This is a genomic window from Paraburkholderia sp. A1BS-2L (assembly GCF_051125205.1).
GTDB lineage: Bacteria > Pseudomonadota > Gammaproteobacteria > Burkholderiales > Burkholderiaceae > Paraburkholderia.
Genome location: NZ_CP120428.1, coordinates 1,597,594 through 1,619,532, shown reverse-complemented (window position 1 = coordinate 1,619,532; position 21,939 = coordinate 1,597,594). Strand labels below are relative to the sequence as shown.

The 21,939-nt window shown below is 64.9% G+C and carries 18 protein-coding genes; 10 read left to right on the top strand and 8 right to left on the bottom strand.

Going from position 1 to position 21,939, the window contains the following annotated elements:
* The first annotated feature begins 263 nt into the window (after nucleotides 1–263).
* Both P5W98_RS07220 and P5W98_RS07215 read left to right on the top strand, forming a co-directional pair.
* Nucleotides 264–530: a hypothetical protein gene (locus P5W98_RS07220; protein WP_421023934.1), complete on the top strand. Its 267-nt coding sequence runs from the start codon at nucleotides 264–266 to the stop codon at nucleotides 528–530.
* Between the two features lie 204 nt (nucleotides 531–734).
* Nucleotides 735–965 (top strand): DUF2795 domain-containing protein, encoded by a 231-nt coding sequence (locus tag P5W98_RS07215; protein ID WP_421023933.1) that lies wholly within the window; start codon nucleotides 735–737, stop codon nucleotides 963–965.
* A 19-nt stretch (nucleotides 966–984) separates the two neighbouring features.
* Here the strand turns inward: P5W98_RS07215 and P5W98_RS07210 are convergent, their stop codons facing one another.
* On the bottom strand, nucleotides 985–1,617 hold the full coding sequence (locus P5W98_RS07210; RefSeq protein WP_421023932.1) for a TetR/AcrR family transcriptional regulator: 633 nt from the start codon (nucleotides 1,615–1,617) through the stop codon (nucleotides 985–987).
* Nucleotides 1,618–2,044: 427 nt separating this feature from the next.
* Between P5W98_RS07210 and P5W98_RS07205 the strand changes: the two genes are divergently transcribed.
* From P5W98_RS07205 to P5W98_RS07190, 4 genes are all read left to right on the top strand, one after another.
* Entirely contained in the window at nucleotides 2,045–3,196 is a 1,152-nt protein-coding gene (locus P5W98_RS07205; protein ID WP_421079586.1) for an efflux RND transporter periplasmic adaptor subunit, read from the top strand.
* Nucleotides 3,193–6,348, top strand: a complete 3,156-nt coding sequence (locus tag P5W98_RS07200; RefSeq protein WP_421079455.1) for an efflux RND transporter permease subunit — start codon at nucleotides 3,193–3,195, stop codon at nucleotides 6,346–6,348. Before P5W98_RS07205 ends, P5W98_RS07200 begins: the two co-directional genes overlap by 4 nt.
* On the top strand, nucleotides 6,345–7,937 hold the full coding sequence (locus P5W98_RS07195) for an efflux transporter outer membrane subunit (RefSeq protein WP_421079454.1): 1,593 nt from the start codon (nucleotides 6,345–6,347) through the stop codon (nucleotides 7,935–7,937). Before P5W98_RS07200 ends, P5W98_RS07195 begins: the two co-directional genes overlap by 4 nt.
* 296 nt (nucleotides 7,938–8,233) lie before the next feature.
* Nucleotides 8,234–8,653 carry a hypothetical protein gene (locus P5W98_RS07190; RefSeq protein WP_421043818.1) on the top strand — a complete coding sequence of 140 codons (420 nt, stop codon included), beginning with the start codon at nucleotides 8,234–8,236 and terminating at the stop codon, nucleotides 8,651–8,653.
* 291 nt (nucleotides 8,654–8,944) lie between these two features.
* On the opposite strand, the gene P5W98_RS07185 is transcribed toward P5W98_RS07190, so the two are convergent.
* A complete protein-coding gene (locus P5W98_RS07185; RefSeq protein WP_421023928.1) occupies nucleotides 8,945–11,443 on the bottom strand; it encodes a penicillin-binding protein 1A in 2,499 nt (832 codons plus the stop codon).
* 506 nt (nucleotides 11,444–11,949) lie between these two features.
* Between P5W98_RS07185 and P5W98_RS07180 the strand changes: the two genes are divergently transcribed.
* The 4 genes from P5W98_RS07180 to P5W98_RS07165 all read left to right on the top strand — a co-directional run bounded on the left by P5W98_RS07180 (nucleotide 11,950) and on the right by P5W98_RS07165 (nucleotide 16,483).
* Nucleotides 11,950–12,546, top strand: coding sequence for a hypothetical protein (locus P5W98_RS07180; RefSeq protein WP_421023927.1), 597 nt, complete (start codon nucleotides 11,950–11,952; stop codon nucleotides 12,544–12,546).
* A 362-nt stretch (nucleotides 12,547–12,908) separates the two neighbouring features.
* Nucleotides 12,909–13,589, top strand: a complete 681-nt coding sequence (locus P5W98_RS07175; RefSeq protein ID WP_421023926.1) for a PspA/IM30 family protein — start codon at nucleotides 12,909–12,911, stop codon at nucleotides 13,587–13,589.
* A gap of 101 nt (nucleotides 13,590–13,690) precedes the next feature.
* On the top strand, nucleotides 13,691–14,872 hold the full coding sequence (locus tag P5W98_RS07170) for a tetratricopeptide repeat protein (protein WP_421079452.1): 1,182 nt from the start codon (nucleotides 13,691–13,693) through the stop codon (nucleotides 14,870–14,872).
* Nucleotides 14,873–14,980: 108 nt separating this feature from the next.
* Complete coding sequence (locus P5W98_RS07165) at nucleotides 14,981–16,483, top strand: flavin-containing monooxygenase (protein ID WP_434662369.1); 1,503 nt, start codon at nucleotides 14,981–14,983, stop codon at nucleotides 16,481–16,483.
* On the opposite strand, the gene P5W98_RS07160 is transcribed toward P5W98_RS07165, so the two are convergent.
* The 6 genes from P5W98_RS07160 to P5W98_RS07135 all read right to left on the bottom strand — a co-directional run bounded on the left by P5W98_RS07160 (nucleotide 16,465) and on the right by P5W98_RS07135 (nucleotide 21,790).
* On the bottom strand, nucleotides 16,465–17,259 hold the full coding sequence (locus P5W98_RS07160) for a class I SAM-dependent methyltransferase (RefSeq protein WP_434718494.1): 795 nt from the start codon (nucleotides 17,257–17,259) through the stop codon (nucleotides 16,465–16,467). The genes P5W98_RS07165 and P5W98_RS07160 overlap by 19 nt on opposite strands.
* A gap of 45 nt (nucleotides 17,260–17,304) precedes the next feature.
* The gene (locus P5W98_RS07155) at nucleotides 17,305–17,433 is read right to left on the bottom strand and encodes a hypothetical protein (RefSeq protein ID WP_421023922.1); all 129 of its coding nucleotides are present in this window, start codon (nucleotides 17,431–17,433) and stop codon (nucleotides 17,305–17,307) included.
* 202 nt (nucleotides 17,434–17,635) lie between these two features.
* Nucleotides 17,636–18,454: an ABC transporter permease subunit gene (locus P5W98_RS07150; protein ID WP_421023921.1), complete on the bottom strand. Its 819-nt coding sequence runs from the start codon at nucleotides 18,452–18,454 to the stop codon at nucleotides 17,636–17,638.
* Nucleotides 18,451–19,386 (bottom strand): ABC transporter permease subunit, encoded by a 936-nt coding sequence (locus tag P5W98_RS07145; protein WP_421079449.1) that lies wholly within the window; start codon nucleotides 19,384–19,386, stop codon nucleotides 18,451–18,453. The genes P5W98_RS07150 and P5W98_RS07145 overlap by 4 nt, the downstream gene beginning before the upstream one ends.
* A complete protein-coding gene (locus P5W98_RS07140; protein WP_421079448.1) occupies nucleotides 19,383–20,543 on the bottom strand; it encodes an ABC transporter ATP-binding protein in 1,161 nt (386 codons plus the stop codon). The genes P5W98_RS07145 and P5W98_RS07140 overlap by 4 nt, the downstream gene beginning before the upstream one ends.
* Before the next feature lie 146 nt (nucleotides 20,544–20,689).
* Nucleotides 20,690–21,790, bottom strand: a complete 1,101-nt coding sequence (locus P5W98_RS07135) for a polyamine ABC transporter substrate-binding protein (protein ID WP_421023918.1) — start codon at nucleotides 21,788–21,790, stop codon at nucleotides 20,690–20,692.
* Nucleotides 21,791–21,939 lie beyond the last annotated feature (149 nt).

The window sequence follows — 21,939 nt, the reverse complement described above, 5'->3', positions numbered from 1 at the left end:
CAAAAAAGCACGCACGTTCGAGACGCGCTGGCACATTTGCTGCCATTATGGGACCGTCGCTTGCGCGTGCGCCCTGGCGGACATCATTTCCCGCCCGCCGTCTCCCGCCTCATTGCACGCGCTGCGGCGCGCCCCGCTCTTCCCGGGTCAGCCGCGAGGCCATGCCCCCGAACCGTGGCCGCCCTGCCGCCCCGGTCAGCCGGATCGTCGCGGCACGGTACTTGCTGCGACCCTTGGGCCGCATGAGGAAAGGAGGTCGAGCGATGAAAACCTCGACACTGATGACCACCGTGCTGTTGTCTGCCTCGTGTTTTGCCGCACCTGTGCACACCCAGGACGCCCAGGTCGACCGGGCAAGCGCCCCGGTTCAGGCCCCCTTCGTGCGCTCGCCGATGAACGACGCCCCCGTGGCGCCGCCCGCGCCCGATATCCCGGTCGCTATCGGCATTCAGCACTGGAAATACCTGACCCTGCCGAAATCCCACCGCCTGGATCAGTCGGTGATCCCGGTCTTGCATCAGCAAACCTGAACGCCAGCGCCCGCGCGGGCGGCGGTTCACTGTGACGTGTGAGCGTGGCCATGCTGTTGGCCAGGATGGCCGGCGGCCGGCTGCGCCGGCGCCTCGCACCGTGCACATCCAGTGGCGGCGCCCGGCAAGGATTCGGTATGCTTGATCCGCTGCGCCACCCGTCTTTCCCGCCTCGACCCACCTGCCCCACAAAGGATCCGCCAGATGTCCGCCACACCCATCCCCGAAGAGCCGATCGATCTCCAGTTCACCGACGTGCTGCGCGAAGTGCGCTGGCCCTCCAACAAGGACGAACTCGTGGAAGCCGCCCGCGCCGCCGGCGCGAGCAACGAGGTGCTGGCAATCCTCGATGGCCTGCCCGAACAGGATTATCGCGACGTGGCTTCGGTCACGCGCCTGATCGGCAGCAACTACGGTCCTGGCCTCGGCATCTGAGGCTCGGCGCGCGCACGGCTCAGGCGTCGCGCCCGAACACCACGCGCGCAAAGAAGCGGCCAAGCACCTCCGTGACAACCGGCGGCGTGATGTGCTGCGGATCGGCGGCGGCAAGAAATTGCACGCCGTCGCACAAGCCGATCAGCCCGATCACGAGCAACTCGGGCGCAAGCGTGACCGGCGTGCCCGCGCGCGCCGAAAATTCCTCGATATAGGCGGCCAGCTGATCGCGCTTATCCTTCATGAAGGCGTTAAAGCGCGTACGAAAGCGTGCATCGCGCGCCGCGAGCAACTTGGCCTCGACCCACAGCAAGAACGCCTTGTTGTCCTGCGGCAGGCGGCTGTAGTACTGGATCACGCGCGCTTCCATATCGTCGCGCGACATGTTTCCGGCAAAAATCGCGCGCAGGTCAGCCTGCATCGCCTCGTGATCGCGCCGCAGCAATTCCACCAGCAGCTCCGACTTGCTGCGGAAGTTCGAATAGAACGCGCCGCGCGTATAGCCTGCCGTCTGAGCGATGTCCTCCACGCTCGCACCCACGAAACCCTTGCGCATGAACATGGCCTGGGCGGCATCGAGCAGGCGTGCGCGCGTCTGATCGCGGCTTTGCTCGCGGGTGAGTCGAGTGCGCTTGGCGGGTTGGCGCGTCATGGCGTGGAGAAATCGGACAGAAATTGAGACGGCGCGATAGTAGCGCGAGTCTAGCACTGAACGATTCCTCTGATTCAGATGAGTATTCAGATACACCGTTGTATTAGAATTCATTGGATTATCTGAGGCCGGCCGCGCGGCGAGGCACGAGACATTGAAGCGCACCACGCGCGACTGGACTGGACTCAGCAATGGCGCATATCCCGCCAACTCCGAGGTCATCCGGCCCGGTCAACCCGGCCCTCTCAGCCAGCACGGCGCACTGGGCCTGCGTCAGGGACTGTTCACGCTGATAACAGGCCCTGGCATCGAGGTCCAAGTGAATCATTGCGGTCGCGGCGCATCGAGCGGGATGCGCAATCAATCCGGTGGGTACGTCGAATCGATCCAGTTCCTCCGGCACGCGCTACAGGCGCTGCGGCATGGCCTGGCGCGCCTCGTTAGCCCGCTTGCCCGGGTTACCCCGCTAACCTCCTTAGTTGGGCTCTGCGCGCTCGCGAGCCTCGCGGCTTGCGGGAAAAAGCCGGAAACAGCGCCCTCGCCACGCCCGGTTGTCTCGATGATCGTCCATCGCGACGGCATCACCCCCTCGGCCACCTGGCCCGGCACCGTACAGGCGCGCTACGCCACGCCGCTTTCGTTCCGCGTGAACGGCAAGATCGTCGAACGCAGTGCCCGTCTTGGCGACACCGTGAAGCCCGGCCAGGTGCTCGCGCGCCTCGACCCCGCCGACTACGAGAAGAATGCGGCAAGCGCGCAGGCACAATACGACGCCGCACAGCACCGCTTTGAATTCGCGAAGCAGCAACTCGATCGCGACACGGCCCAGGCTCAAGCCAACCTCATCGCACGCGCGCAGTTCGAACAAACGCAGGATGCCTACGCTTCGGCCGCAGCCCAACGCGATCAGGCGAAGCAACAGCTCGCGCTCGCTCAGGACCAGCGCCGCTACACCCTGCTCACGGCCGATCACGCGGGCGTCATCACTGCCGAAAACGCCGATACCGGCCAGAACGTGCAGGCGGGCCAGCCGGTCTACCAACTCGCGTGGGCGGGCGATGTGGACGTGGTGAGCGATCTTCCCGAGAACGCCATCGCCGCCCTGCACACCGGCGACGCCGCTCAAGTCACGCTGCCCGCGTTGCCGGGCCGAAACTACACGGCCAAAGTGCGCGAGCTGGCCGCCGCCGCCGACCCGCAAAGCCGCACCTGGCGCGTGAAGCTGACGCTCGATCAACCGGACGCCGAAGTGCGGCTCGGTATGACCGCGAATGTCGCGCTCGCGGTCAACGCCAGCAATGCCGCCACCGCCGCGCAGCCCGACGGCGGCGCCTTCACGATACCGGCCACCGCGCTCTTTCACGATGGCAACGCGCCCGCGCTGTGGATCGTGCACGGCGCGGACAATGTGCTGCAATTGCGCCGCGTGAGCGTCTCGCGCTACGACGCGCGCACGATCACGGTCACGCAGGGCCTGAAGGACGGCGAGCGCATCGTGCTGCAAGGCGTGCACACGGTCACCGCCGGCGAAAAGGTGCGCCCGGTCGCGCCGCTGCACCCCGAGGATTTCGCGTCATGAGCCAGCGCAGTGACCAGCTCAGTGACCAGGCCCCGGGCTTCGATCACGACGAGGGGCGCTTCAATCTTTCGGCATGGGCGCTACGCCATCAGGCGCTGGTCATCTTCGTGATCGCGCTCGCCACGATCTTCGGCGCGCTCTCCTACTCGCGGCTCTCGCAATCGGAGGACCCGCCGTTCACGTTCCGCGTGATGGTGATCCAGACCTTCTGGCCCGGCGCCACCGCGCGCCAGGTCGAGGACGAAGTCACCGGCCGCATCGGTCGCAAGCTCCAGGAAACGCCCAATATCGACTACCTGCGCAGCTATTCGCGCCCCGGCGAATCGCTCGTGTTCTTCGTGATGAAGGACTCCGCGCCCGTGAGCGAGGTGCGCGAGACCTGGTACCAGGTGCGCAAGAAAGTGGGCGACATCGCGGCCATGCTGCCGCCGGGCGTGCAAGGCCCGTTCTTCAACGACGAGTTCGGCGACGTCTACACCAACATTTACGCACTCGAAGGCGATGGTTTCTCACCCGCGCAACTTCACGACTATGCCGACAATCTGCGCGAGACGCTCTTGCGCGTGACGGATGTCGGCAAGGTCGACTATTTCGGCGATCCGAACCAGCGCATCTTCGTGGAAATTCCGAACGCGCAGCTCACGCGCCTCGGCCTTTCGCCCACGCAGATCGGCCAGGCGATCGGCGCGCAGAACGCCATCGCGGCGGCCGGCACGATCAACACCGCCGACGACCGCGTATTCGTGCGCCCGAGCGGGCAGTTCACTGACCTCAAGGCGCTCGCGGACACGCTCATCAGCGTGAATGGCCGCAGCTTCCGTCTCGGCGACATCGCCACGATCCGGCGCGGCTACGACGAGCCGCCCGCCACGCAGATGCGCTTCCAGGGCAAGGCGGTGCTCGGCATCGGCGTCACGATGCAGCCGGGCGGCGACGTGATCCAGCTCGGCCACGCGTTGGACAAGCGCATCGAGGCACTGCGCCGCGAACTGCCCGCGGGCCTGAAGCTCGTGGAAGTGTCGAGCATGCCCGACGCGGTCTCGCGTTCGGTCGACGACTTCATCGAGGCGGTGGCCGAGGCCGTGGGCATCGTGCTCGTGGTGAGCCTCGTGTCGCTCGGCGTGCGCACCGGCATGGTGGTCGTGATCACGATTCCGATCGTGCTCGCCGTCACCTCGCTCGTGATGTATCTGTTCGGCATCGGCCTGCACAAGGTCTCGCTCGGCACGCTCGTGCTCGCGCTGGGCCTGCTCGTGGACGACGCCATCATTTCCGTCGAAATGATGGCCGTGAAGCTCGCGCAGGGCTGGAACCGCACGCGCGCCGCCGCGTTCGCGTACACGAGCACGGCGTTCCCGATGCTCACCGGCACGCTCGTCACGGTCTCGGGCTTCCTGCCCATCGTGCTCGCGAAGTCGAGCACGGGCGAATACACGCGCTCGATCTTCCAGGTCTCGGCAATCGCACTGATCGCCTCGTGGTTCGCGGCGGTCGTGCTGATTCCGCTGCTCGGTTATCGGCTGCTGCTCGAGCGCAAACCCGGCGCCGGCGCGCAGGGCGACCATCACGAAGCGGACATCTACGACACGCGTTTCTACCACCGCCTGCGCCGCTGGGTCGGCTGGTGCATCGAGCGCCATCTCGTTGTGCTCGCACTGACCGGAGGGTTGTTCGTGCTCGCGCTCGCGGGCTTCGCGGTGATTCCGCAGCAGTTTTTCCCGAGCTCGGACCGCCCCGAGCTGCTCGTGGACGTGCGCCTGCCCGAAGGCGGCGCGTTCGACGCCACGCTGCGCGAGACGAGGCGCCTTGAAGCAGCGCTGCAGGGCCGGCCCGAGATCGACCACTCGATCGACTTCGTCGGCACCGGCGCGCCGCGCTTCTATCTGCCGCTCGATCAGCAATTGCAGAGCCCGAACTTTGCACAGTTCGTCATCACGACCAAGTCCGTGGAGGATCGCGACAAGCTCGCGAACTGGCTCGAAACGAAGCTGCGCAACGACTTCCCGGCCGTGCGCACGCGTCTCTCGCGCCTCGAGAACGGGCCGCCCGTTGGCTATCCCGTGCAGTTCCGCGTGAGTGGCGACGACATCGCGACCGTGCGCAGCATCGCCGAGCGCGTGGCCGCGATCATGCGCGCCGACAAACGCGCCGACAACGTCCACTTCGACTGGGACGAGCCCGCCGAGCGCTCGCTGCACTTCGAGATCGACCAGCAAAAGGCGCGCGCGCTCAACATCTCCTCGCAGGACGTCGCGAACTTCCTGCAGATGACCTACTCCGGCTACACCGTCACGCAGTACCGCGAACGCGACAAGCTGATCGGCGTGGACCTGCGCTCGCCGCCGAAAGAACGCGTGGCTCCCGCACATATGCTCTCGCTCGCCATGCCCACGCCGAATGGCCCCGTGCCGCTCGGCGCGATCGGGCACCTCGAGAACACGCTCGAATACGGCGTAATCTGGTCGCGCGACCGGCAGTCCACGCTCACCGTGCAAGCCGACGTGCGCGCGGGCGCGCAAGGCATCGACGTCACCCATGCGCTGCAAAAGCAGCTGGAGCCGATGCGCGCAACGCTGCCCTCCGGCTACCGCATCGAAGTCGGCGGCTCGGTCGAGGAAAGCGCGAAAGGCCAGGCGTCGATCTACGCGCAGTTGCCGGTCCTCGCGATTGCCGTGCTCACGCTGCTCATGATCCAGCTGCAAAGCCTCTCGCGCGTCATGATGGTCGTGCTCACCGCGCCGCTCGGGCTGATTGGCGTGGCGCTCGCGTTGATCATCTTCCGCGAGCCATTCGGCTTCGTCGCGATGCTGGGCGTGATTGCCATGTTCGGCATCATCATGCGCAACTCGGTGATTCTCGTGGACCAGATCGAGAGCGACATCCGCGCCGGGCACAAGCGCTTCGATGCCATCGTCGGCGCAACGGTGCGGCGCTTCCGTCCGATCATGCTGACCGCGGCGGCGGCCGTGCTCGCGCTGATTCCGCTCGTGCCCTCGAACTTCTTCGGACCGATGGCGACCGCGCTGATGGGCGGCATCACGAGCGCGACCGTGCTCACGCTGTTCTTCCTGCCCGCGCTCTACGCCGCCGCGTTCCGCGTGCGCAGCAGCGAGACCGACACGCCACGTCCCCATGCGGAGAACGCATCATGAATCTGAACCGCATTCCGGGCCGCATTCCTGACGATGGCGCGGCGATCAACGCATGCCGGTCGTTCGCATCGAATCCCGCGAGCCTGCTCGCGGGCGCGGCAGCGCTGTGCGCGCTTTTCGCGAGCGCCTGCACCTGGGGTCCGGGCGGTGCGCCACCCGCGATGCCGGAGCCCGTGCACTATGGCGCGCAGGTGCAGCCCGCACAGAGCGTCGCTGCTCAGGGCGTCGCCCAGCAATTCGTGACGGGCGCGCAACCGGTGCCGCAATGGTGGACGCTCTACGACTCGCCCGAACTCGACGCGCTCGTCGATGAGGGCCTCGCCAACAACCCGAATCTCGCCTCCGCCGATCACAGCCTGCAGGCCGCACGCGAGCAGTTGCGCGGCCAGTTGGGCAGCTCGATGCTGCCCACCGTCGATGCGCTCGGCATCGCACAGCGCAATCGCCTGCCGGGTGTTCCGCAGCTCGGCTTCGACAAGCTGCAATACGACATGTTCGCGGGCCTTGTCCGGGCGAGCTACTCGTTCGACATTTTCGGCGCGACGCGCCTGAACAACACGGCGCTCGCCGCGCGCGTGAACGTCCAGGCATTCCAGTACGAGGCCGCTCGCCGCGCGCTCGCGGCGAACATCGTCGCGAGCGCGCTGGGCTCGGCCACGCTGCATGCGCAGATCGACACGACCGAGCGGCTCGTCGCGCTCGCCAACGCGCAGGCCGACGACGTGCAAAAGCGCTACGCGCTCGGCGCTGCGTCGCACACCGATCTGCTCAACGCGCAGCAAAGCGCCGCTTCGCTCGCCGCCAATCTGCCGGGGCTACGCCAGCAACGCTCGGCGATGCGCCACGCGCTTGCCGTGCTGCTCGGGCGCACGCCCGACGCCGCACCGCCCGACCTCGACCTCGCGAGCCTGACTTTGCCCTCGCAGGTGCCCGTCGTCGTTCCATCGGAGCTGCTCAAGTCGCGGCCCGACATCCAGGCCGCAGGGGCGGCGCTAATCGCCGCATCCGCCGATGTGGGCGCCGCCACGGCGCAGATGTTTCCGAGCATCTCGGTTTCCGCCGGTCTCGGCCAAGGCGGCTTCAGCTGGCCCGTGGTGACTTCGGGCGCGGGTGCGCTCTGGATGATCGGCGCCTCGCTCACGCAGCCGCTGTTTCACGGCGGCGCACTCCTCGCACAGCGCCGCGCGGCCTTGCAGTCCTATGATGCGGCCAATGCGTCGTACAAGCAGACCGTGCTCGCGGCGTTCCAGGACGTCGCCACCCGGCTTGCCGCGCTCGAGCACGACGCTCAGGCGCTCGACGCAGCCAGCACGTCGGCGCAGACCGCACAGGGCGTCTTTGAAGAGACGAACGCACGCTACAAGCTGGGTGCGGTGCCCTACTACGCCGTGCGCCAGAGCGAACAGCAATGGCGCAATGCGCGGCTCGATGAAATCCGCTATCGCGGCACGCGTCTCTCCGATACGGCCGCGCTGTTCCAGGCCATGGGGCAGCCGCCAACGAGCGCCGATGCCTCGGCTTCGAACGCGCAATCTCGTGCCGCGGACGGCAACGGCTACCCTGCCGCGACGACCTCAACGCAGGACTAGAACGCCCGTCCTGCCCCCAAGCGCGCGCAAAAGCAAAAACAACCACTACGCCGCGCGCTTCGTCCAAAGCCTCTTCCATCCGCCTCGCCTCTGTCATCCATTTCCGTCAGAAAGATCTGAGCCCTAATTTCAGGATGCAACTGCTAAACTGCGTCGCAAATTGAGATAAGAGCAAGCAAATTATTTCGGAATGCTACTTAAATCATGAACATTTCATCAAGCGACCTGCCATCGCCACGTGCGCTATCCAGGCAGCCTGTGTGCGACGGCGCATTTCAACCCCGACGACATTGATCATGGCACTCGTATCGAATCGCGGCCTCTGCGCCGCAGCGCTTCTCATGGCCAGCGTCGCTGCGCACGCCGAGCTCCAGTGCGCCACGGAGCGCAGTGGCTTCCGCGTGGAATCGGATAGCTGGGGCGGCACCGACAAACTCGAGCACTTTGCGGTTTCCGCGCCGTTCGGCGCGCTCGGCGGTTGGCTCACGCGCGACACCGATCATCCCGTGGTCTACGGCACGCTGATCGGCACGGCGCCCGGGCTCGCGCTGCAAGTCCTGAACGGCACCTGCCCCGGCGGCGGCTTCTCGTACAAGGACCTGTTCGCCGATGCGCTGGGCGCGCTCACTGGCGCGTGGCTCACACATTGGGCGCTCACCTATTCGCGCGAGCCGCACAGCCACACAATCGGTTTGCAGTACGACAACACCTTCTGATGCGCCACGCAGTGCTCCAATGTGCTCGTGTCTGCGGACAGCCTTGTGGATCAGTGAGTTAGCTTCGCTCTCCCAACGTTATCAACAGGGCCATCAACAAAAACTGTGGACAACGGAGCATCGGGCCGAAGTCAGGCTTATCCCCAATTTTTGTTGAAGGCCCTGTGGAAAAGCCCTGGGCAACCCGTCCAAGTCCTTGATGCAAAAGCAAAACGGCGCGCCCAAACAAAACGCGGCACATCGTTGCCGATGTGCCGCGTTCAGAACAACTCGTCCATCAACGAGCGCCCATCAAGGCTTGTTCGTTTCGAACAGATCCATGATCTGCTTGCGCTCGCTCTGCGTGACGCTCGGCGTCGGCAGTCCGCCCGGCCCCATGCTGCCGGTCGCCCCGCTCGCATCGCTGGCCGCCCCCGCCGCGTTACCCGACTCCATGCCGACCGCCGAGACGAAGCCCGCGCCCGGCGTCGCGTCGGAGTAGTACAGCTCACCGCCGATCGTCGTGAGACCCGCCGGCATCGGCGGCTCTTCCTGCGGCATGCCGCGCAGTGCTTTGCTCATGTACTCGACCCAGATCGGCAGGGCGAGTTGCGCGCCGAACTCGCGGCTGCCGAGGCTCTTCGGCTGGTCGTAGCCCATCCACGCCACGGCCACGAGGTTGCGCTGATAGCCGGCGAACCAGCCATCGTGCGCGTCGTTGGTCGTACCGGTTTTGCCCTGCAGGTCGTCGCGGTGGAGAACGTTGGTACCCGCGCCCGTGCCCGCCGTCGCCACCGAATGCAACAGGCTGTTCATCACGAAAGCGTTGCGCGGCGAGAGCGTTTGCGGCGCGTTCTGGCCCGCCACGAGCGGCTGTGCGCGCAGGATCGGCTGACCGTGCGCATCGTCGACTTCGGCGATCAGGTACGGGTTGATGCGATAGCCGCCGTTCGCGAACACGGAGTACGCGCCCGCCGACTGCAGCGGCGTGACGAGACCCGCGCCCAGCGCCATCGGCAGGTACGGCGGCGTCTTGTCCGCGTCGAAGCCGAAGCGCTGCGTGACATAGTCCTGCGCGTACTTCGTGCCGATGTACGAGAGGATGCGGATCGACACGAGGTTCTTCGACTTCTGCAGCGCGAGGCGCATCGACATCGGCCCTTCGGGATAGTCGTCGTCCTTCGGCTCCCACGCGTCGCCGCCCGGCGTGCTGGGCGGGAAGTACAGCGGCGCGTCGTTGATCATGGTGGCCGGCCCGAGACCCTTCTCGAGCGAAGCCGAATAGATGAACGGCTTGAAGCTCGAGCCCGGCTGGCGCCACGCCTGCGTGACGTGGTTGAACTTGTTCTTGTTGAAGTCGAAGCCGCCAATCAGCGCGCGAATCGCGCCGTCCTGCGGCGTGAGCGAAACCAGCGCGCCTTCCACCTGCGGCAGTTGCGTGATTTGCCAGTTGTTCTTGCTGTCCGCCATCAGGCGCACGATCGAGCCTGGCCGAATCTTCAGCGCAGCCGACGCACGCGCCGAAAGCCCGCTCGCGACAAACCGCAGCCCGTCGCCCGTGACGGTGATCTGCGTGCCGTCGAGCAACTGCGCAGTGACCGACTTCGGGCTCGCATCGATGACCACCGCCGAGACGATGTCGCCGTTATCGGGGTGATCGGTGAGCGCGTCGTCGATCGCCTGATCGCGGTCATCGCCCGCAGCGGGCAGTTGCACGAAGCCTTCGGGACCGCGGTAGCCGTGGCGGCGCTCGTAATCCATCACGCCCTTGCGCACGGCCGCGTAGGCCGCGTTCTGATCGGCGGAATCGATCGTCGTGGTGACCGTGAGGCCGCGCGTGTAGGTTTCGTCCTTGTACTGCGCATACATCATCTGGCGGACCATTTCCGCAATATACTCCGCATGCACGCTGTACTCGGTGCCCGCGGTGCGCGTATGCAGCGGCTCCTTGATCGCCTCGTCGTACTGCGCCTGGGTAATGTAGTTCAGGTCGAGCATGCGCTTGAGGATGTACTCCTGACGAATCTTCGCGCGCTTCGGATTGACAATCGGGTTATAGGCGGACGGCGCCTTCGGCAGGCCCGCGAGCATCGCGGCCTCGGCAAGCGTGATGTCCTTGAGGTCCTTGCCGAAGTACACGCGCGCCGCTGCCGAGAAGCCATAGGCGCGCTGCCCCAGATAGATCTGGTTCATGTACAGCTCGAGGATCTGGTCCTTCGTGAGCGCGCGCTCGATCTTGTAGGCGAGCAGCATTTCGTAGATCTTGCGCGTGTAGGTCTTCTCGCTCGACAGGAAGAAGTTGCGCGCCACCTGCATCGTGATCGTGCTCGCGCCCTGCGACGCTCCGCCGTGCATCAGGTCGGCGACGCCCGCGCGCAGGATGCCCACGAAGTCCACGCCGCCGTGCTCGTAGAAGCGGTAGTCCTCGATGGCGAGCACCGCTTTCTTCTGCACGTCGGGGATGTCCTGGAAGCGCACGAGCTGGCGCCGCTCCTCGCCGAACTCGCCGATCAGCACGTGATCGGCGGTATAGATGCGCAGCGGCACCTTGGGCTGATAGTTGGTGAGCGCATCGAGCGAAGGCAGTTGCGGACCCATCACGACGAGCGCGTAGCCGACGATCAGCGCGCCGATCACGCACAGCGTGGCGACCAGGCCGGCGAACCAGAGCGCGATCGTCGCGACGAACGAGCGACGGCGCACTCGCTCGTTGCGCGAGTCCTCGCGGCGCTGCGGCTGACGTCCATTGTTGAAGGAGGGTTCCCGATCGTTCGGGTACTGCGCGGAAGGCGGTCGTTTGATGATAGGCATGACTGGAATGATTGGCGCGTGGGTTCGCGCCCCCGGCTGCGCGCGGCTTGCGCGCATAGATCTCGATCCTGGCGTCATGGCGCCAATGCGGCGTGTGACAGCGCCGCCGCTTGAGCGCGGCGCTCTGGCGTGACCGGCAACGCCCCCGTTCGGCCACGCGGCGTGCCTGGCCGGCGCGCCGTCGCAAGGTTACTCTTTCAATACCCTTTCGCAGGGGCCTCTACGGAAGCATCCGTGCGAAATGTAACAGCGCATTCTAAATAATTCGTGCGCGGGCGGTCGCGCTTTTTTTGTAAGAGTTTTTTGGAAATGGGCCTGCGACCCTCATTTTGCGGGCGCATCTTTGCGTTGCGCATCGCCTGTCTCGTCATATGATGGAAAAGCTACTGCACGCTCTGCCCGTTTTGCTTGCCGGCCAATACGCGGGCTAATACGCCCCGCGACACCGGCGTCGTGCGCATGCGGGACCCCGGTTCACTCGAAGCCGATCCAACGGCCAGCCGATCATGAACAAGCCCAGCGAACGCATCGTCGTTTTCGTCACGTCCGCGCAAAAGCGCGCGATCTCCGCCACGGCCGATGAACTCGGCATCAGCATCAGCGAGTTGATGCGCCGCGCCGTGCTCGCTTTTGGCGCGACGAGCGACCCGGTGAAGGCAGCGAGCATCGTCGACCGGCTGAGCGCGACGCGCCAGCCCGACGCGCTCGCGCAAGTGCTGCGCAAAGCCGCGAAGCCGCTGCGCACGGGACGCTCGGCGGCACTGCGGCCGGCTGCCGTGGAGCCCGCAGACGAAGCACAAGCAAACGCTGATGACGCCGCTGCGCTTGCGGCGGGACCTGACGAACGCGCCGACGCCGTGCCTGAGGCCGGACTCGAACCGGACTCCGCACGCGCCGAGCGCGCCTTGGCCCAGGCCGTTGCCCGCCTGTCCGGCGAAGCCGCCGAGGCGGCCCAGGTTGCCGACACGCAAGCCGGTATCGCTGGCCAGCCCGACGCCGAACCGCTGCAGCCGCTGAGCGGCGCCCCGTTCGCGCGCGCGGCACACGATGACGACGACATGCACAGCAGCGACGCCGCCCCCAACGCGGGCAAATTCGCCTGAGCGCCCGACTGCTTTAGCGTTTGAACACGCGGTTTGAACGCGCGCGAATCGCACCAAGGCCGACGGCCCTTTAAGTCCCTTTTAAGAGACCCCGTGGTGTAATATCCGCGAGCGATGCGCCTGGGCAGGATCAATGGCGCAACGGTTAATTTAACCGCTTTGGCCTGTTGCAATTGGCCAAAGCGCCCCGAATTTCGCGCTGCATGCGCGGCTTGCACAAAGCGGCGTAATCTAAATGCGAGATTGCCGGGCGCAACGATCGGATCCGCAGCAATACCTCGCGACGCAACGCGAATGCCGCATGCGTGCAGCGCGGCCCGCTGGAGCATGGTGGGGCCAATCTCATTTCACCGGAGGAATACATGTCGCTTTTCGACTCCATCTCTCGCACGGTCAAGGGTCTCCTGAACGACGCCGCCGACTCCGTGCAAGACCCGTCGCGCGACGCGCGCCAGATCGTGCGCGAACTCGACGACAGCATCGCGAAAGCCGAGAACTCGCTCGTCGAGATCCAGGCGCAGGTCGCGATGCAGCAAAGCAAGCGCGACGTGGCCGCCGACAAGGCAAAGAAGTACGAGGACGGCGCGAAGCGGGCGCTGCAATCGGGCGACGAAGCCCTCGCGCGCGAAGCGCTCGGCGCCCAGAGCACGGCTGAAGCCGAACGCGATGCGCTCGCGGCCGAACTCGCCAAGCTCGAACCGTCGGTCGATCAACTGAAGCAGCAGATCGACGACATGCGCTCGCGGCGCAACGACCTCAACGCGCGCTCGAACATCCTGCAGGCGAAGCAGCAGATCGCCCAAGCGAAGGATGTCGCGGCCACGGCGCTCGGCGGCATTGGTGGCAAGAATCTGTCCGAGGACTTCCAGAAGCTCGAAGACAAGGTGAATCTCTCGAACGCACGCTCGGACGCCCGCCTGAACTCGGCGGATACGTCGAGTGGCAAGGCGCTCGACGACAAACTCGCCGCGCTGAACAAGGGCCCGTCGGTGGACGACCGCCTCGAAGCCCTCAAGAAGCAGCTCAATACGCCGGCACAGTAAATGCGCCGGAACGGATGCGGCGCGGCTGGCCAGTTCCAGTACGCGCCGCATCCACGTTTCGTATGTCATGGAGACGGGTGGCAAACCGCCCGGCCTGCAACATGAAAAAGTTTCTCGTCGCCGTTCTCGCATCGCTCGCACTCGTGAGCGGCCTGGCGTTCGCCGTGCCGAGCGCGCAGCAGATCGAATCCGCGATGTCGCAAGGCAACTGGCAACGTGCGGACGCGGGCCTCACCGAAGTCCTGCAGGCGCACCCCGACAATGCCCGCGCACATTACCTGTATGCGCAGGTGCTCAATCGCGAAGGCCGCTACGCCGACGCGCTCAAACAAATCCAGCAGGCGAAGTCGCTCGATCCGCAGGTCCGCTTCACGCAGCCGCAGCGTTTCGCGCAGGTCGAAGCGAAGATCCGTTCGGACGCGACGCGCGCCGGCGCTGTCACGACGAACCGCGCGAATAACCCGTTCGCCCAGCAGACCCAAGTGGCTGCGCCGTCGGCGCTCGCCGCAGCCGCGCCGCAAAAACACGGTCCCGGCATGGGCATGTGGATCGGCATTGTCGTCGTGCTGGTGGGCGTGGCGCTCGTGCTGCGCTGGACGCTGCGCCGCGCGAAATCCACGGAAGACGCGAAAGCCGGCGACGACCGCCGCGACCAACTCAAGCGCGCCACCGACCTGCTCAACGCCGTGCGCTCGCTCAAGCTCGACCTGAAGCTGTCGACTGCGGCGGGCCATGAAGCGCTCGAAAAAGAAGTCGAAGGCTTCGAGGCGCAATTGCGCAGCATGGTCGAAACGCTCTCGGGCAGCACGAATCCAGTGGCGCCGTATCAGATCGAGGATCTCGAGCGCCAGTTCGCGAGCCTCAAGGCGCGCGCCGAAGGCCGGCCCGATCCGAACGCCCAGGCCGCCGCCGCGCAGCCTTATGGCGAAGGTTCGGCCTATGCGCGCGAGGCGGATGCCGCGTTCGGGCACAACCCGCAATATCCTCCGCAGTACCCGCCCCAGCAGCAGCAACCGCCAGTCATCGTCCAGCAAGGCGGCGGTGGCATGGGCGGCATGGGGGGCCTGATGACCGGCGTGCTGCTGGGCCAGGTGCTCAATCAAGGCCGCGACCGGGTGATCGAGCGCGATGTCCTTGTCGACGACGAAGGCCGGCGCATTGTGCGCGATGGCGGCAATGGCGGGGGTGTCGACTTTGGCCAGGGCTCGAACGACTGGAACGACGGCTCGGGCGGCGGCGTCGATCTGGGCAGCAGCGACAGCTCGGATGACTGGAATACCTGAGCCGCTCCCGGCCGATGGCGCGCCATGACGGGCTCCCTCGCGGAGCCCGTTTTGCATCTTTCGCCTTTTGCCATTGATCTTTTGCGCGGCAACGCCCTCCATTCAGATATGACCACTCACGCGTCCTCGTCGCGGCAAGACACGCAAACCTCACCGCGCATCGCGATTGTCGGCAGCGGCTTTGCCGGCATCGGCATGGCGATCCGTCTGCGGCGCATGGACATCGAGACCTTTACGCTCTACGAGGCGGCAGAGAGTCTCGGCGGCACGTGGCGCGACAACGCTTATCCCGGCGCGGCCTGCGATGTTCCTTCGCACCTCTATTCATTTTCGTTCGAGCCGAATCCGAACTGGACGCGCACCTATGCGCCGCAGTGCGAGATTCTCGATTACCTGCGCCATTGCGCGCACAAATACGGCATCGAGCGCCACATCCGCTATCGCTCGCGCGTGAACGCCGCGCGCTTCGACGTCGGGCGCAGCGTGTGGATGATCGAGATCGAGCGCGACGGGGTCTTGCATACTGTCGAGGCCGATTTGCTGATCGCCGCGAACGGCCCGCTTTCGCGCCCCGCGCTACCCGCCATCGACGGGCTCGAGCGCTTCGAAGGCGCGCTCTTTCATTCGGCGCGCTGGAACCACGATTACGCGCTCGATGGCAAGCGCGTCGCCGTGATCGGCACCGGCGCAAGCGCCATCCAGTTCGTGCCGATGATTCAACCGCGCGTCGCACAGCTCACGGTGTTCCAGCGCACGGCGCCATGGATCATGCCGCGCCGCGATCGCGCCATCGGTACGCGTACGCGCTGGGTGTATCGCCATGTGCCGCTTGCACGGCGCCTGGCACGCGCGGCGATCTACTGGCAACTCGAATCGCGCGCACTGGGTTTCGTCGTCGATCGGCGCCTGCTCAATGCACCGATGAAGTTCGCGCGCAACTATCTCGCGCACAAGGTCAAGGACCCGGCGCTGCGCGCAAAGCTCACGCCCAACCATGTGCTGGGCTGCAAGCGCGTGCTGCTGTCGAGCCACTATTTCCCGGCAATCTCGCAGCCGAACGTGAACCTGGTAACCGAACCGATTCGCGAAGTGGTCGCCGACGGGATCATCACCGCGGATGGCGTGCATCGAGAATTCGATGCGATCGTCTGCGGCACCGGCTTTCAGGTAAATGATGTGGACGCGCCGTTTGGCGTGACCGGCTTGAACGGCGCGGATCTGGGCACAGCGTGGCGGCGCGACGGCCCCGAGGCGTATCTGGGCACCACCGTTGCGGGTTTTCCGAATTTCTTCATCGTCGTCGGCCCGAACACAGGCCTCGGGCACAACTCGATGATCTACATGATCGAGTCGCAAGTGCGCTATATCGCTGGCTGCATCGAAGCTCTGCGCAACCGCCATGCGCGTACGATGACCGTGCGGCCCGAGGTCCAGCGCGCCTTCAACACGCAGTTGCAGGCGCAACTCGCGCACACGGTGTGGACCTCGGGCTGCCGCAGCTATTACCAGACCATGAGCGGCAAAGTCACGTCGCTATGGCCAGGCTTCACGTTCACGTTCCGGCGCCGTACGCGCCGCGTGCGCGAGCGCGACTACGAGTTCGGGCGTTGAGCGCCCATCGGCCTGCCGGCATACACACGCGTTTCATAGGCGAAATTCACGCGCCCGTCACGTTGCGTCGCGTCGAACAGTTCGCGCAGCGCGGCGAGCATCGGCTCGTGGCGCGCATCGTCAGGCTTCGGCGCATACGACGAAGACGCGAGACGCCCCCGCAGTCCGTCGTAGTCGAGCAGTTGCGCATTCGGAAACACGGTCTTGTGCTCGAAGCCGTCGCCGAACCAGTCGGCCATGGCGTCGTCGTCGGGGTACGTCTTGGCCACGCTCGCGTAGTCGGTGCTGAATTCGCGCAGCAGCGCTTCGTAACCCTCGAGAAACGCCGAGCCCTTCAAGAGCCGGCTGTTCCAGAACAGCACGATCTTGCCGCGCGGCTTGAGAATGCGCGCGAACTCGCGCCGGGCGTCCGCCTTCTCGAACCAGTGAAACGCCTGCGCCGCTGTCACGAGATCGATGCTCGCGGCTTCGAGCGCCGTGTTCTCCGCAGAGCCGGCCACGCTCCGATAGCCGGGGTTGTCGGCATAGTTCGCGAGATAGCGGTCCGCGGCCTCGCGCATCGCCGCGTTCGGTTCGACGGCCACGACCGGGTGGCCCGCATCGAGAAAGAGTTTCGCCGAAATGCCGGTGCCCGCGCCAATGTCGGCTACCGTGGCGCCTGGCGCAATGCCGCATTCGACATGAGCGAAGGTCGCCACTTCGCGTGGATAAGTCGGCCGGTACTTCACGTAGTCCGCGACCCGATCGGTGAAACGCCGGGTGGAATCGTCGATCATCGTGTGCCCTCGTGTCGTGTGCGCCGCGTTCCGGCCGCCTCGCACTCAGGCGCCGCTCAAGAGCTTGAGCAACCCCCAAAGGAAGCGGCAGACCATGACAATCAGCTCCCAGAGCTGAATCAGTTGTTGCCAGAGCGCTACGATCGCGCCCTCTTTCACTATTACTTCGATCATCGTGTGCCCGCTGCAGGCCGCACAGGACGCCGTGCTACATGGCGCTGGCAGTCCGCCTGTATTTCTCGATCATAGCCCCATAGCCGCCTGGCACGCTAAAGCCCCCCGGGAACGCGAACGCGCTGAAAAAAAGAAAACGGCGCGTGAGCCGATGCCCACGCGCCGCCATTTGCAGGGTAACGCCCGCTTGCCCGCGAGTGCGTCAGACCGCCATCGCCATGCGTTTGCGCTCGGCGCGCTGCATGAAGTAGTTGCCGATGATCACGCCCGCCGTCACCACGAGAATGAAGAGCGTCGCGAGCGCGTTCATCTCCGGGTTCAAGCCGAGGCGCACACGCGAGAACACGACGAGCGGCAGCGTCGTCGAACCGGGGCCGGAGAGGAAGGCCGAGAGCACGAGGTCGTCGATCGACAGCGTGAACGACAGCAGCCAGCCTGCCGCAAGCGCCTGCGAGATCAGCGGCAGCGTGATCTGGAAGAACACCTTGAAGGGCGTCGCGCCCAGGTCGAGCGCGGCTTCTTCCAGCGACGGATTGAGCTCGCGCACGCGCGATTGCACGATGATGGCCACATAGGAAATGCACAGCATTACGTGGCCGATCCAGATCGTGAACACGCCACGCCCCGCCGGCCAGCCGAACAGCTTGCCCATTTCCACGAACAGCAGCAGCAGCGAGATGCCCTGAATCACTTCGGGAATCACGAGCGGCGCGTTGATCATTCCCGAAAAGAGCGTGAAGCCGCGAAAGCGCCCCATGCGCGCGAGCACGAAGCCCGCCCACGTGCCGATGATCACCGAGGCGAACGCCGTCATCAGCGCGACGCGCAGCGACAGCCACGCGGCGGTGATGAGCTCGTCGTCGGTCGCGAGCGCCTGATACCAGCGCGTCGAGAAATGCGTCCACACTGTCACGAGCTGCGAGTCGTTGAACGAGTAGACGATCAGGCTCAGGATCGGAATATAGAGGAACGCAAAGCCGATGCCGAGCGCGATGAACTGCAGAACACGATTCGGCTTCATTTGCCGCGGCCCTCCAGTTCCTTCGCCTGGAAGTGCTGGAACAGTGCCATTGGCACGAGCAGCAGCAGGACCATTGCGCAGGTGACGGCGGAAGCCATCGGCCAGTCGGCATTGTCGAAGAACTCGTTCCACATGACGCGGCCGATCATCAGCGTGTTCGCGCCGCCGAGCAACTCGGGAATCACGTACTCGCCCACCGCCGGAATGAACACCAGCAGGCAGCCCGCAATAATGCCGTTCTTCGAGAGCGGCAGAGTGATCTCCACGAACGCGCGCCACGGTTTCGCGCCGAGGTCATAGGCGGCTTCGAGCAGCGTGAGATCCATCTTCACGAGGTGCGCGTAGAGCGGCATCACGAGAAACGGCAGATACGAATACACCATGCCGATATAAACCGCCGTGTTCGTGTGATAGAGCTCGATGGGCGAATGGATGATGCCGAGCGACATCAGGAAATTGTTCAGCAGTCCGTTGTTCTTCAGGATGCCGATCCACGCGTACACGCGAATAAGGAACGACGTCCAGAACGGCAGCATCACCGCCATCATGAGAACGTTGCGCGTGGCCGGATTCGAGCGCGCGATGTAGTACGCCATCGGATAGCCGATCAGCAGACACAGCAGCGTCGAGATGGCTGCCACCACGACCGAATTCACGTAGGTCGCGAAATACAGGCTGTCCTGAAGCAGGAACGCGTAGTGCGAAAGATCCAGCGCGATGTGCCAGACGCCATTCGCGTACGACGTGAGCTCGGTGTATGGCGGGATGCCGAGCTGCTGGTCGGCGAAGCTGATCTTCACCACCAGCAAGAACGGCACGAGGAAGAACAGCAGCAGCCAGAAGAACGGGCCCGCCACGACGGCCGTGCGGCCGGTCAGGTTGAAACGCTTCGCCGGCCAGTGCAGCAGATTCTTGAAGCTCAGCGCGCTCATGACGTCAGCACCACCCCGGCCGATGCGCTCCAGCGCACGTAGACCTCGTCGTCCCAGGTGGGCGAGTCGATCTCGGAGAGCGCGAGGCTCGACATGTTCGCGATCACCGTCTTGCCCGATTCGAGCTGGACGTGATAAAGCGAGTAGCCGCCCATGTACGCGACGTTCTTGACGACGCCCTTGCCCCAGTTGAACGCGCCCTCGGGCGGCTTGCGCGTGAGCGCGATGCGCTCGGGCCGCACCGAGATCGTCACGGGCATGCCGAGCGGACCGGTGATGCCGTGGTTCACGTAAAGGCGCACCGTCAGGTCCGGCGACTCGACGAATACGTGATCGGGCTCGTCCTCGACCACGTTGCCCTCGAACAAATTGGTCGAGCCGATGAATTCCGCCGAGAAACGGCTGTTCGGAAACTCGTAGACCTCATTGGGCGCACCCAGCTGCACGATCTGCCCTTCGCTCATGACTGCGAGACGGTCGGCCATCGTCATTGCCTCTTCCTGATCGTGCGTGACCATGATGCAGGTGACGCCCACGTTCTCGAGAATGTTGACGAGTTCGATCTGCGTGCGCTGGCGAATCTGCTTGTCGAGCGCCGACATCGGCTCGTCGAGCAGCAACAGCTTGGGACGCTTGACGAGCGAGCGCGCGAGCGCGACGCGCTGCTGCTGGCCACCCGAGAGCTGATGCGGCTTGCGTTTGGCGAAACGCGACATCTGCACGAGTTCGAGCGCGACGGCCACGCGGTCCTTGAGTTCGGACTTCTTCACGCCCTCCTGGCGCAGCCCGAAGCCGACATTCGACTCCACGGTCATATGCGGAAAGAGCGCATACGACTGGAACATCATGTTGACCGGACGACGGTACGGCGGCAGCATCGCGAGATCCTCGCCGTCGATCAGGATCTTGCCCGAGGTCACTGTCTCCAGACCGGCAAGCATGCGCAGCAAGGTGGATTTGCCGCAGCCCGAGCTGCCGAGCAGCGCGAACAGTTCGCCCTTCTTCACCGACAGGTTGACGCCCTTGACGGCCGTCGTTTCGCCAAACTTCTTGACGACGTCAACGACCTGCACGAAGTTGTCCGCGGCGCTATCCGCCGTGGCGTTGCCCGAAGGCAGCACGCCGGGGGCTGCCGGCGCGCTCGACTGGTCACTCATGATTCTCTCTGCCCTGCCTGGTTCTGCCTTGATGCTGGACGGGGTTGACGAACAAAGCCCCCGGCATCATGCCGAGGGCTCGGGTAAAGCGATCAGAAGACGCTACGCGCACCGCCAACGCAATCTGTCAACGGCGCGCCAGCGCATCAGCGGCCCGACTTGAACTCGGTCCACAGACGCGTCTGCAGACGCTGGATCTCAGGCGGCAGCGGCTTGAGCAGGAACAGCGTCTTCAGGACTTCGGGCGACGGGTAGACGGCCGGGTCGTTGGCGATGTCCTTGTTCACGTACTTGCGTGCTTCGGCGTTCGCGCTCGGGTAGTAGACCGCATTCGTGATGGCCGCGTGAACCTGCGGCGTCTCGATATAGTTGATCCACTCGTGAGCGGCTTCCTTGTGCTGCGCGTCCTTCGGGATGGTCATCACGTCAAACCAGATCGGCGCGCCGCCCTTCGGGATGTAGTACTCGATCTTGTACGGCTTCTTCGCGTCGATGGCGCGATGCTTGGCGATCACGACGTCCCCCGACCAGCCGTAGGCAAAGCAGATGTCGCCGCCCACGAGGTCGTTGATATAGCCCGACGAGTTGAACTGCGTGATGTACGGACGGATCTTCTTCATCATCGCGAGCGCGGCGCGATAGTCGTCCGGGTTCGTCGAAAGCGGGTCCTTGCCGATGTAGTGCAGCGCGGCCGCGAACATCTGGTCCGGTGCGTCGAGCACGGATACGCCACATGCCTTCAGCTTCGAGATGTTCTCGGGCTTGAAGAGGATGTCCCAGTTGTCGAGCGGCACGTTCTTGCCAAGGATCTGCTGCGCCTTGGTGACGTTATAGGCGAGTCCGGTCGTGCCGTAGGCCCAGGGCACCGCGTACTTGTTGCCCGGATCCGCGCCGGCGACCAGCGCCATGAGTTGCGGATCGAGATACTTGAGGTTGGGGATCTTCGATTTGTCGAGCGGCGAAAAAATGCCGGCGGCAATCTGCTTGCCCGCATAGTTGCTGGTCGGCACCACGATGTCGTAGCCCGAATTGCCTGCGAGCAGCTTGGCCTGGAGGGTATCGTCGCTATCGTAGTTGTCGTACTTGACCTGAACGCCGGTCTGCTTCGTGAAGTTCGGAATCGTGTCCTTGGCGATGTAATCGGACCAGTTATACACATTCAGTTGCGTATCCTTCGCCACCGACGTCACCCACGGCGCCGCGCACAGCGCGAGTACAGCCAGTTTCGCCAAAACCCGTTTCTTCATCCCGTTCTCCGCTTTTAGCCGATTGATAGCCCGATTGAAGGCCTGATTGTTAACCTGCCTGTTAGCTTGCGTGCTGCTTGTCCCTGCCGGTATTCAGCCTGGCGGCGCCCGCCTGAATATTTCATCGAACCTACCATCAAACCTGCCGG

Coding starts and splice junctions, on each gene's coding strand:
- P5W98_RS07135 (WP_421023918.1), bottom strand. CDS start 21,790: ATGAAGAAACGGGTTTTGGCGAAACTGGCTGTACTCGCGCTGTGCGCG.
- P5W98_RS07140 (WP_421079448.1), bottom strand. CDS start 20,543: ATGAGTGACCAGTCGAGCGCGCCGGCAGCCCCCGGCGTGCTGCCTTCG.
- P5W98_RS07210 (WP_421023932.1), bottom strand. CDS start 1,617: ATGACGCGCCAACCCGCCAAGCGCACTCGACTCACCCGCGAGCAAAGC.
- P5W98_RS07175 (WP_421023926.1), top strand. CDS start 12,909: ATGTCGCTTTTCGACTCCATCTCTCGCACGGTCAAGGGTCTCCTGAAC.
- P5W98_RS07170 (WP_421079452.1), top strand. CDS start 13,691: ATGAAAAAGTTTCTCGTCGCCGTTCTCGCATCGCTCGCACTCGTGAGC.
- P5W98_RS07180 (WP_421023927.1), top strand. CDS start 11,950: ATGAACAAGCCCAGCGAACGCATCGTCGTTTTCGTCACGTCCGCGCAA.
- P5W98_RS07200 (WP_421079455.1), top strand. CDS start 3,193: ATGAGCCAGCGCAGTGACCAGCTCAGTGACCAGGCCCCGGGCTTCGAT.
- P5W98_RS07165 (WP_434662369.1), top strand. CDS start 14,981: ATGACCACTCACGCGTCCTCGTCGCGGCAAGACACGCAAACCTCACCG.
- P5W98_RS07150 (WP_421023921.1), bottom strand. CDS start 18,454: ATGAAGCCGAATCGTGTTCTGCAGTTCATCGCGCTCGGCATCGGCTTT.
- P5W98_RS07195 (WP_421079454.1), top strand. CDS start 6,345: ATGAATCTGAACCGCATTCCGGGCCGCATTCCTGACGATGGCGCGGCG.
- P5W98_RS07185 (WP_421023928.1), bottom strand. CDS start 11,443: ATGCCTATCATCAAACGACCGCCTTCCGCGCAGTACCCGAACGATCGG.
- P5W98_RS07160 (WP_434718494.1), bottom strand. CDS start 17,259: ATGATCGACGATTCCACCCGGCGTTTCACCGATCGGGTCGCGGACTAC.
- P5W98_RS07220 (WP_421023934.1), top strand. CDS start 264: ATGAAAACCTCGACACTGATGACCACCGTGCTGTTGTCTGCCTCGTGT.
- P5W98_RS07155 (WP_421023922.1), bottom strand. CDS start 17,433: ATGATCGAAGTAATAGTGAAAGAGGGCGCGATCGTAGCGCTCTGGCAA.
- P5W98_RS07215 (WP_421023933.1), top strand. CDS start 735: ATGTCCGCCACACCCATCCCCGAAGAGCCGATCGATCTCCAGTTCACC.
- P5W98_RS07190 (WP_421043818.1), top strand. CDS start 8,234: ATGGCACTCGTATCGAATCGCGGCCTCTGCGCCGCAGCGCTTCTCATG.
- P5W98_RS07145 (WP_421079449.1), bottom strand. CDS start 19,386: ATGAGCGCGCTGAGCTTCAAGAATCTGCTGCACTGGCCGGCGAAGCGT.